6 protein-coding genes are annotated in these 11,820 nt (G+C 38.7%); 2 read left to right on the top strand and 4 right to left on the bottom strand.

Going from position 1 to position 11,820, the window contains the following annotated elements; genetic code table 11:
• From D5R40_RS25515 to D5R40_RS25525, 3 genes are all read right to left on the bottom strand, one after another.
• A partial coding sequence (locus D5R40_RS25515; protein WP_124155420.1) for a two-partner secretion domain-containing protein occupies nucleotides 1-6,252 on the bottom strand: 6,252 nt, incomplete at its 3' end.
• 797 nt (nucleotides 6,253-7,049) lie between these two features.
• A complete protein-coding gene (locus D5R40_RS25520) occupies nucleotides 7,050-8,066 on the bottom strand; it encodes a VOC family protein (RefSeq protein WP_124147468.1) in 1,017 nt (338 codons plus the stop codon).
• Between the two features lie 396 nt (nucleotides 8,067-8,462).
• Nucleotides 8,463-9,677 (bottom strand): HhoA/HhoB/HtrA family serine endopeptidase, encoded by a 1,215-nt coding sequence (locus tag D5R40_RS25525; protein WP_124147469.1) that lies wholly within the window; start codon nucleotides 9,675-9,677, stop codon nucleotides 8,463-8,465.
• Nucleotides 9,678-9,757: 80 nt separating this feature from the next.
• Between D5R40_RS25525 and D5R40_RS25530 the strand changes: the two genes are divergently transcribed.
• Together D5R40_RS25530 and D5R40_RS25535 are read left to right on the top strand one after the other, a co-directional pair.
• Nucleotides 9,758-10,129: a metal-sensing transcriptional repressor gene (locus tag D5R40_RS25530; protein ID WP_124147470.1), complete on the top strand. Its 372-nt coding sequence runs from the start codon at nucleotides 9,758-9,760 to the stop codon at nucleotides 10,127-10,129.
• 336 nt (nucleotides 10,130-10,465) lie between these two features.
• On the top strand, nucleotides 10,466-11,143 hold the full coding sequence (locus tag D5R40_RS25535) for a DUF2834 domain-containing protein (protein WP_124147471.1): 678 nt from the start codon (nucleotides 10,466-10,468) through the stop codon (nucleotides 11,141-11,143).
• Nucleotides 11,144-11,174: 31 nt separating this feature from the next.
• Here the strand turns inward: D5R40_RS25535 and D5R40_RS25540 are convergent, their stop codons facing one another.
• On the bottom strand, nucleotides 11,175-11,624 hold the full coding sequence (locus D5R40_RS25540) for an SRPBCC family protein (RefSeq protein ID WP_124147472.1): 450 nt from the start codon (nucleotides 11,622-11,624) through the stop codon (nucleotides 11,175-11,177).
• Nucleotides 11,625-11,820: the final 196 nt, after the last annotated feature.

The raw sequence follows: 11,820 nt of genomic DNA on the forward strand, positions 1-11,820 counted from the left end.
ACTACCTGCATTGCCAAAGGATGCTACGTTATTAATATTGACAGTACCACTAGCATTCAATTTTATCTGACCCCCAGTACCATCATCAGCAGTAGAATAAGTAGCAATATGATTAATATTTAAGTCGCCGTTATTCAGAGTTTCAATAGATATTCGATCGCCTGTACCGTTAATAGCAGTGGAAAAAATTACACCCGTGTTAATATTGCCGTCATTGTTGCTGATATTAACAGCTCCACTACTTTCCCCGCCAAAAGAACTAATATTGCTAGTGGTAATCTCTCCTTGACCCCGCTGAATAATCACAATATTGCCTCCAGTACCCTCTGGAGCGTAGGAACTCAGGTTGGCGCGTTCCTGCTCAAAGATAGTTGCCACATCTTCTGAAGATACATCCGCATCAGTAGGAATATTTGCCTCTTCACCTAAAAATCCAACAGTGGTATCAATATTTCCATTAATTGTTTCCAAAGTAATATTACCACCTCTTGCTCCTGCACCGCTAAAGCTTTCGATCAAACCAGTACTAATATCTCCTGTTGCACTGAGAGTAATGTTTCCACCTTCCCCTGTTTGAGAACTAGAGATTAATTCGCCAATACTAGCATCTATTGCGCCATCTGCAGTAATAGATATATTTCCACCTTTACCACTACCTCCAGCAAATGATTCAATAGTTCCTACTTGGATATTGCCGTTCACTGTAATAGTCACATCTCCACCATTACCATCACCTTCCGACTCGGAAAAAATCGTTTCTATTATAATATTACCCGTACTGGTAATCTCTACATTACCGCCATCACCTGTTCTGGAGGAAGAAGCTAACTCACCACCGGTAGTTTCAATGCTACCTGTTTGATTTTGGATCGAAATAGTACCACCACGACCCCTGTTATCAGAGCGGGAGTCAATACCAGCAGTATTAACATCGCCGTTACTGATAATACGAACATTACCTCCATTTCCTTGATTACTATAAGAAATGAGTTCTCCTTGAGTTGTTACGTTACCCTCAATACTCCGGATGGTAATATCGCCCCCTGGACTACCTGTTTCTGATTCAACCTCAGACTGAGTAGTGTTGGTGTTTTCTGTATTTTCCCTTTTAGGTGGAATATTTTCTGGGTCTCCTGCGGAGGAAATGATTTCATTTGTAGTAATATTACCTTTAGCTTCGAGACTAATATCGCCCCCTTCTCCTTGACGAGAAAATGACTCGATGAGTCCTGCTGTAGTATTGATATCACCTTCAGCTATTAGAGTAATACTACCTCCGGCACCTCCGGTATTTTCTCCAGGATTAGAATTATCTGTTTGTTGTGGGTTTTCTTCTGATACAGATACATCTTCTGACGAGTTATCCTCGTTGTTTGAATCTCGTGGGTTGCCACTTGAGGAAAATATGTCACCTGTTGTCAAATTGCCACTACTGGTAATAGTCACATCTCCAGCATCTCCTGAACGTGAAAAAGATTCTAATTCACCACTTGTTGTATCAATATTTCCGGTGATACTTTCGAGAGTAATATTGCCACCTAGACCGCTGCCTCTTGAACTAGAGTTAATATCACCTGTAGTCAAATCACCATTACTGGTAATAGTTACATCTCCTGCATCTCCTAACTCGGAAAAAGAAGATAATTCACCACTTGTTGTCTCAACATTTCCGCTTGTACTTTCGAGGGTAATTTTGCCACCCTGACCACTGCCTTTTGAAGTAGAGTTAATGTTACCTGTGGTCAAATTGTCACTACTGGTAATAGTAACACCTCCAGCATTTCCTGATTCGGAAAAAGAAGATAATTCACCATTTGTTGTCTCAACATTTCCGCTTGTACTTTCGAGAGTAATTTTGCCACCCTGACCGCTACCTTTGGAACGAGAGTCAATATCACCCGTGGTCAAATTGCCATTACTGGTAATAGTCACATCTCCAGCATTTCCTAATTCTGAAAAAGAAGATATGCCGCGATCGCCATTAGTTGTATCAATATTTCCATCTGTACTTTCGAGAGTAATATTACCACCCCGACCATTAACATCTGAACGGGAGTTAATATCACTTATTGTTAAATTGCCACGACTTTTAATAGTTACACTACCACCATTACCAGAAGTGGCAAAGCTATTTATTTCTTCTGTAGTAGTTACTGCACCTTCCATACTTTCAATGCGGATATTACCACTGCTGCGCTGATTTATTTCTGTTTCTGTTAGGGGTGTAATATCACCATTATCTTCAGGGTTACTTGCTTGGGGGTCGCCTGCGGTAGAAAGTATTTTAGCTGTAGTAATTTCACCCTTAGCTTCCAGAGTAATATTACCACCTAAACCTTCTCGAGAAAATGACTCTAACTTAGATCGATCATTAGTTCCTGCGGTAGTATCAATAGTTCCTCCTGCTTTCAGGGTAATATCTCCCCCATTACTACTACCACTCTCGTTTTGAGATGAATCTTCTGAATCTTCCAATTCATCTGTTCCTCGACCTGCAAAAGAAAGGATACTTCCTGTTGTAATATTGCCCTGACTGGTAAGACTCACTGTTCCCGCATCACCCCTACGGGAAGAAGATCTGACTTCAGCAGCACTGGTATCAATATTTCCGGCAAGACTTTTGAGAGTAATATTGCCACCTTGACCATTAGTTGAGCGGGAATCAATATTACCTGTAATCAAATTGCCATTACTTGTGATGGTAACATTTCCAGCATTTCCCTCCTCAGAATCAGCAAATATTCCTGCTACATCTTGGTCTGTTCCCAAGGTTTCAATACTACCACCTGTACTTTCAATACTAATGTTTCCACCCTGACCTCCTTGTGTCTGGGAATCAATATTACCTGTATTAATATTGCCCTGACTTTTGATAGTTACACTTCCAGCATTTCCAGTTTCTGACAGAGAAGCTATGTTACCAAGACTGGTGTCAACATTTCCAGTTGTACTTTCTAGGTTAATATTTCCACCCTTACCATTCAGTGAAGTGGAGTCAATATTACCTGTGGTCAACTTCCCATTATTCTTGATGGTAATGTTTCCTGCATCTCCATTAATAGAAGCAGAAAATATTCCTGCTGTTTCTGTGCCAGTTCCAATAGTATCAATCGTACCACCTATACTTTCAATAGTTATATCTCCACCTTCACCACCACCTGTCCTTGATTCAATACTTTCAGTATTAATATCTCCAAAAGCTTTGATAGTAATATCTCCAGCATTTCCTGCTTCGCCAACAGTATCTATTTCTGCTGTGATAGTTACTGCCCCTTCTTTACTTTCAATAGTAATATCACCACTGTTGCTACTATTTATTTCTGTCTGTATTTTTGTAGGGTTATTATCTACAGAGTTACCTACATCAGGGTCTCCAGCAGTGGAAAAAACTTCCCCCGTAGTAATATCGCCTTTGCTGGTAATGCTGATACTACCTCCACCCCCTAAACGAGAAAATGATTCGATAGTTCCTTTGCTAGTATCAATAAAACCTTCTGCTTTCAGGGTAATATCTCCCCCACTACCGTTTGTATTCTGAGTTTTATTTGAGTCAGTGTTATCTGTCTCGAATGGTGATAAATTTGCTAAGTCTCCCTCTATATCTAATGGATCGCCTGCGGAAGAAAAGATATCTGCTGTTTTGATGTCGCCATTACTGGTAATGCTGACATTTCCCCCATTTCCCCTAACGGAAAAAGATGCTAATTCTTCACTACTGGTATCAACATTACCACCTGTAGTTTTTAGAGTAATATTCCCACCATTACCACTACCATCTGAACGAGAGTCAATATAACCAGTTTTGATATTGCCCTGACTGGTGATGGAAACATTCCCACCATCTCCTTGAGAAGATGCCGAAAATATATTGCCCGCAGTCGTATTAGTTTCACCATCACTATTTATAGTAACATTGCCTCCCCTACCACTACCATTTGAACTAGAGTCAATATGACCAGTTTCGATATTACCCTGACTGGTGATAGAAACATTCCCACCATCTCCTTGAGAAGATGCCGAAAATATATTGCCCACAGTTGTATCAGTTTCACCACCACTATTTATAGTGACATTCCCTCCTCTATCATTACCCATGGTAGAAGCATTAATATCTCCTATTTGAATATTGCCATCAGCAGTGAGCGAAATATCGCCACCTGTAATTGATTCAGAATTTGACTTAAGTGTGGTTTGAGTAGTATCAATATTCCCAGTACTAGAAATAGTAATTGTTCCTGGTTGCCTGTCAGGAACTGATGTAACTACCTCTTCAATTGCAGTAAAATTCCCATCAATATTTAGTTCAATATTACCGCCACCTCTAGTAGAAATTCCTGTTAATTCTTCGCTAACTCCACCAATAGTTAAATTACTGATTGAATTAATAAATACTCCTTGTTCCCCTGTCAATACTTCTAAGTTATTTACATCTATTCGCAAAGGTGTTTCAGCTAAACCTATGCCACCAGAATTTTGAGTTCTAAATATTGCTCTATCGGCAGTAATTAAAGAGTTAGGAGAAACTTGTCTAATATTCCCCTGGTTAGCATTAATTGATAGTTGACCAGTAGTAGTTAAATTAGCTAAATTTATATCGCCATTTGTACCTGAATTTCCTAGTCTAATTGTAATATCGCCATTACCAGAATTTAATGTTGTACCTTCTCTTTGATTAATCGAACCTGCTCCTTGGTCGCGATTATTAATATCTGCACTATTGTCGTTACCAAATAGAGAAATATTGTTATTACCTTGAGATGTATCTATATCTGCATTGATATTTATATTTCGCCCAGCTTTTAATTCTACTGATTCTGAAGTTTCTATTCTTTCATTAACAGTTATATCATTATCAGCTTGAAGAGTTATTTTACCTTCTAATTCTTCTAAAGAAAGTGTGACGTTATCAGCTTCATTTTGTTCCGGTGACTCGTTGCTATTTTCTGACTCTCCTATAATTATATTTTTAGGGTCAAATAATATTGTTCCTGCTTCTCCAAATGCTGCCGTAACATTAACACTTCCATCAAATATTAATTCTTCTTTTCCAGAGATTTCAACAAATCCTCCATCCCCCAAAAAATCTCCGCCTTTAGCACTAATACTACCGGAAAAATTAGTCGTATTATCCGACCAAATTATGACTTTACCGCCTTCTCCATTATTAATAGCATCGGCAGAAATAATTGAGTTATTGTTAACAAAAGTTTGCTGAGAATTGGGAACAATTCCATTACCTTGAAAGTCACCTCCGATTAATATTGTGCCCCCTCCATTTAAACCATTGGCATTAATGTTGGCATCGATAACTGCTACGCGATCGCCCAACACATTCACCTGTCCCCCAACACTTCCATTCGTCGAGGTATCTGATACATCAATATTTCCAGAGGCGATCGCTACTCCTGCTGTATCGGTCAATTCCAAATTACCCTGAGCATTTATAACCACAGATGAGGCATGATGTATGTCACCACCTGTCAATAATTCTGGTAATAATATCGGTGTAATTGACTGTCCTGATAAATTATTAGAAGTAGGTGATACATCTAAACTCAACAAATGGCCTAGTTGAGATATTCTCAATGTATCTCCACCATTAACTGCAGCGATGGTGATATTACCACCTGCGGTAGATAGTTCACCTGTGTTAATAACTGTGCCACCTGCTAAAGTTAAGTCTTTTCCAGGATTTAAACTTAAATTTCCTTCGTTAACTATTGCGCCTGGGTTTGAGACATTAAAATTGTAGCCACTGGGGTCGCCTACTAAGTTCGAGTAATCATTTGTTCCTATTGCCTGAAACCAGAAATTATTACTGTTGAAACCTATACCTGTGGCAGTAGTAACGCTGAAGGAAGCAGGAATATTGAGACTGGCATTTTGGCCGAACATGATTCCGGCAGGGTTCACTAAGAAAAGGTTGGAATTACCGCCTATAACTTGAATTAAGCCATTAATTCTAGAAGGGTCTCCACCTGTAATTCTGCCAAGAATATTACGGGTGTTTGGGGTGGAGATGAAGTTTGCTGTTTGACCGGAGTTGAGGTTAAATTTACCAAAGCTGTGAAAGAGGTTAGTGCCGTTATGAGTACCGCCTTGAATATTAAATTGGTTGCCATTTTGATTTACGGTAGTTCCTGTACCGTCATTTGCCGGAGTAATAGGTTGACTATAAGCAGGAAGAGCTACTGTTCCCAATAGAGACACGAAGCTCATCAGAGGACAAAGATGTAATGTGATTAGTTTCATGTTGTGGACTGAGAGTTAATGGTAAAACTCACAAATGTAATGATGATTAACTCCAGTATATCTTTTCTCAAATTGGTACACCTCACTAATAATGCGGAAGGGAGATTGGGAGAGTAGGACCCACCCCTCGCCCCTCCCAGGAGGGGAATGTGGGGAGATAGGGAGTGTGGGGAGAGGTTTATAGTCGCAACGCCAGAAAAATCGAATGGCGCACTCATTCGTTATTCACTTTTAGCCACCTCTGTGATTATTTAGGGCTTGCTGATTAACTATCAAAGCCCAGAAATGTAAAGGTTTCAGTATTATTGGGTTGAAAAAAAATGCCAGCTTTTCGGTTAAGAAAGCTCATGCGTATTAGCATTTTGTGCAAGAGTTGGGCAGAAAAATTAAGGGACAATTCTTCCAACTACATCCTTTGCAATTCCCATTTATCCTGACTCCTGACTCCTACCCTCACCCATAAGACTTTTTCAGCAAACCCTATTTACAGCACTTTTAAAATTGATGAACCACATCTTCACAAGCAAAACGTTGTAGGAACCTTCCATGGAACGTCCCTACAGTGGTGGTAGTGGTGGATTGTAATGGTACAGAGCATCTTGCTCCCGTTCTAATTTTCCTCCTCTCCCTTCTTCCCTCCTGACTCTTGACTCATGAGGACTCCTACTGGAATGACACACCTAATTTTGTGCGGGGCGATTATTGGGGTAGGGGCGGGTTTATCTAATTGGTTAAGACTCATTAATTTAACGTGGAACCCGCCGCTACTATTGCAACATTTTAGGTGTGTCACACCACTACTTACTAACTAAATTCCAGAAATAACCATCAGGGGCGACAAAAGAAAAACTTTGTTCGCCAAATTCGTTATCAACAATATCTGTAACTTCAGTTGCTGCTGAATTTTTAACTCGGTCAAAATAATATTTTATATTATTAACTCGATAAGTATACAAAGACATTCCCAAGCAACCAGGTCGCGAATATTCAAAACAGCTTTTCAACTTCATTGCTTCAGGAAATCGAATAATATACATTCTGCCAGAGCGTGCCTCCTGCCAGTTTATTGAGGAGCGTGGATCGTCAAAAGTTGTAACTCTAAACTTTTCCCCCGGTTGCAAATCAAAAATTTGCCTACCTGCTTGTGAACTTTCATAAGTAGTTTCATCATCATCCCGCGACCGCAACAAACCTAACACATCCTCGTAAAACATCAATGTTTCTTTGCTATCATCTTGCACCACCATACCTGCATGGGTAAATTGGCTAGTGTTCAAAGTAGAGTTATGATTAATTTTGCCATATTCGGGCACTGTATAATTGAAACGTTGAAACAATACCTGACGTGTTAATGGTTGCAGCAACATCATTTCCCGCACTCCCACTACCGGATCGATAAACGGGCGACCTTTATCCATTTTGTAAATCATTTCCCACTGAGGAAAAGTATATTTAATTGGCAAACCTGCTAACTGAGCATCTTCAGCATGGTTAAGAATATTCAAAACATCTGCTGTTAAGGTTGTCCCCCAACGGTTGCCCAAAACTTTCATTGATGTCATTTCTAAACCTTCATTAGTGGGGTTTTCCCAAGTCATCAGGCGAATCAAACCATGGTCGGCATTTTGATGTTCGAGTCGAATTGAGCGCAGATGAGAATTGACTCCATATAAATTTTTCACTGTGGGAGCAGTTAATTCTCCTGTTTGCCCCATGCGATAGCCAAATTGTTGCCAATATTGAATCATTGATAAGGTTTCGGTGATACCTATACAGACTTCGTAGATGCCTTCGATAGTGGGATTTTTATTCATATTTTTTATACACTAGCTCCTATGTTCGGGTAATTATTTATAATAAAGCCTTTGTTTGTAGTTGGGCTTTAGTCCCTTCCCACTATAGCCTGGATCAAGCCCAACTACGAGCCCTAAGAGCAGCTCAATAGGATATAATTAGGACTTACGCAGTAAAACGTTTTTTCGTCATTGCGACCGACAGGGTTTGCGGAGCAGTCCGGAACGGAAAGCAATTTCTCATTTAGTTTTTCCTACCTCATGCGTAAGTCCTAATCATATAATAAATTATTCGATTTGTCATTGGGAGGCGGTAACAGAGTAAGTTAACCTTCTAACTTTGGGTCGATAGGCGATCGCCAAGCTCAAAGAAGTCGGGTTTATAAATTCCCTTCCCTCCTGACTCCTGACTCCTCACTAATAATTCATTTGTCCGCTCACAACAAATAGTTCTTGTTGTCTACCATTTCTCAGAATTTTGAACTGCAATTTTTGACCTACACCACTATCTTCAACTTTCCTCTGTAATTGTTCAGCACTAATTATTGATTGATTATCAATTTCTACAATTACATCTCCTTTCCGTATCCCCGATTTTTCTGCTGGAGTACCAGACAAAACTTTTGTTACTAAAACTCCCGTTACCTCCGGCAAAATTAAAACAGAATTAGGGTCGCGATTATTTTCTTTAGCAACTTCTGGAGTTAAAGTAATCATTTGAATACCAACAAAAGGATGAGGAACTTGTTCTCCACGAGCTAATAAATCTTTAATTTCCTTTGCTTTATTAATAGGAATAGCAAAACCAATACCCATAGCATCAGCCCTAATTGCAGTATTAATTCCTATTACTTCACCCCGATCGTTCAACAACGGACCCCCAGAATTTCCTGGATTAATTGCTGCATCAGTTTGAATAAAGTCTAATCTCTTATCAGGAATTCCTACTGCTGAACTAGGACGTTTCAAAGTACTAATAATTCCTAAAGTAACAGTGTTATTAAATCCTAGGGGATTTCCTACTGCTATTGCCCAATCTCCTACCTGTACTAAATCTGAATTACCTAAAGTTGCTATTGGTAAATTTTCACCTTTTGTATCAACTTCAACTACTGCTAAATCTGTGACTTCATCTGTTCCTTTTACCTCCCCAGTAAACTGTCTTCCATCATTTAAACTTACAGTAACTTTGTCAGCTTTATCTACTACATGAGCATTAGTTAAAATGATTCCTTTAGAGTCAATAATGAAACCAGAACCTTGACCTTTTAATAACTCTTTTGAAGATGGTGGCATTCGTAACTCTCCACCAAAGAAACGGTCAAAAAAAGGGTCTTCAAGAAGTGGATTAGTGGGACGGGTAATTAGTCGCTCTGTGTCAATTCTCACTACGGCTAAACCTACTTTATTGACTGCCTCTGTAACAAAACTATTACTACTTCTAGTATTTAGATTTTCTGGTGCAGTTTGCAATGCTAATAACTGAGGATTTGATAGTCCTTGGAATAGTCTTGAAGCTGCCATTGCTTGTGGGGTCGGTACACAAGTAACTATGAAAGTAAAAACAATAAAAATGGCCAATAATTGAGAAGTTATTTTGGTAATTGTTTGAGAAAATTTGCGCAATCTCATAGCATTAAAGTTTCATTGACTAACTGAGTGGTATTAGTGTTATAATACTCCTAATCTTAACTATATTATACTCAAAATCTATGGTGGTATCTCAGCAACAACAAAAAGAACAGCTACCTCATAATCAAGCCAAGACAGAGTCAAATTCGGAACATAACCATCACTCTTCTGCTCATCCTCATGTTCATAGTGAAGAATCCCTACAACGTCTCGTGAATAGATTATCAAGAATTGAAGGGCACGTTAGAGGAATTAAAACTATGATCAAAGATAGTCGTCCTTGCCCTGATGTATTAGTACAAATAGCTGCAGTTCGTGGTGCTTTAGACCGAGTAGCTCGTATGGTTTTAGATAACCATTTATCTGATTGTATTGCCCGGGCAACTCAAGATGGAGATATTGATGTTGAGGTTGAAGCTTTAAAGTCAGCTTTAGACAGATTTTTACCTTAATTAATGAATCTTTTAATGAGTCTTTTGAGGATGAATTATAACCTCTAGCATCTAAAAAGAAATCAATATTTTTACTAGACAATTAAGTTATAAGTTAGAAGTAAGCTGCAAAATCAGCAGGCAGTTATTTCAGTTATCAGTTAACAGTTAGCTTCCTACGGAGGAGCCATGCTAACTGTACTTCCTGCAATAGGGAGGCTTGACATTAGGAATATTCTCTTTTTTTATCCGGAGACTTTAGACCACAATTTTTCGGTAATAATATTTCATCAAATAATTTGACATTTCAACAAAGCAAGAAAAAAATTTTATTACTAAACAACTACCAAACAACTTATGTTAAAAAAAATAGCTTTGTGGTTACTTTGGATTGGGTTTAGCACTTACGCATTTCTGCTAGCACCTCCTGACCAACCAGATACCTTAGAATTAATCCAAAAATTGTCAACAGGTCAATGGGAAAATATCAATCCATTAATTGTATCTCTATTCAATATTATGGGCATATGGCCGTTGATTTACAGTTGTTTAATGTTCTTTGACGGCAGAGGAAAAAAAATACCAGCATGGTTATTCTCGACATTATCATTTGGAGTCGGAGCATTTGCTATTTTACCCTATCTAGGATGGCGTCAACCTAATCCAAAATTTTCAGGAAAAAAGAACTTATTTTTAAATATTTTAGATTCTCGAATTTTAGGAATTGCTTTAACAGTAGGTACAATTTTATTACTAATATACGGTTTAAAAAATGGTGACTGGGAAGATTTTATTCAACAGTGGCAAAGTAGTAGATTTATTCATGTAATGAGTTTAGATTTTTGTCTGTTGTGTCTATTATTTCCCACTTTATTAGGAGATGATATGAGCAGGCGAGGAATGAAAAAATCTCCGTGGTATTGGATAGCATTAGTTCCACTTTTAGGTCCATTAATTTATTTATCTGTACGTTCGCCTCTATTAGCAGCAGATACATCTACAATATCAAATAAACAAGAAGCTACAGCAAATTGATAGTAGGAAACCTGAAAATAAATCCATTACTTTAACTTTGTTGGCATTCCCGTTTTGTAATATCATGTCTATACCGAAACATGTCCTCTAGTCGAGAATCTACCCACCAACCTAAAACAGATTCTGCTAACCAATCTCCAGGCAAAGAAAATGCGATCGCATCAGTTAACCTAGTCTTACCATCTTCTTCACTAAATTGATGACGATGAGTCCAACTATCCATTGGCCCTTCTTTTTGTTCATCAGTAAACAGACGATATTTTTCATATTCCGTATGTAGGGCCACCCACCTCACAGGAATTGGACCGAGCCAAATTTGAAATTCTGATATAGCCCCTACTTCTAGTCCACCTTGACGACGAATGACTTGTACCGGTTGCCAAGGTGGGGTAAGTATTTGCAGAATATCGGAACGTTCGTGAAATTCCCAAACAACTTCAACTGGTGCATCGATTAAGGTTGAATACCGAAAGTGCAACATTTTAAGTCCTCAAAACTTATCACAATTATTATTTTCTAAATTATTTTTATCATTTTCTTTGTGGGTTTAATACCCCACCGTCAACGGGGGTGTTCAAAATTACTTGGGGGAGCGTAGACGCGGAGCGGCAGGTCGTTGACTATCCCCATGTAATTTTCCTCCTGTCTCCTGTCTCCTGTCTCCTGTCTCCTTCTTC

Source organism: Okeania hirsuta (assembly GCF_003838195.1).
Classification (GTDB): Bacteria; Cyanobacteriota; Cyanobacteriia; order Cyanobacteriales; family Microcoleaceae; genus Okeania; species Okeania hirsuta.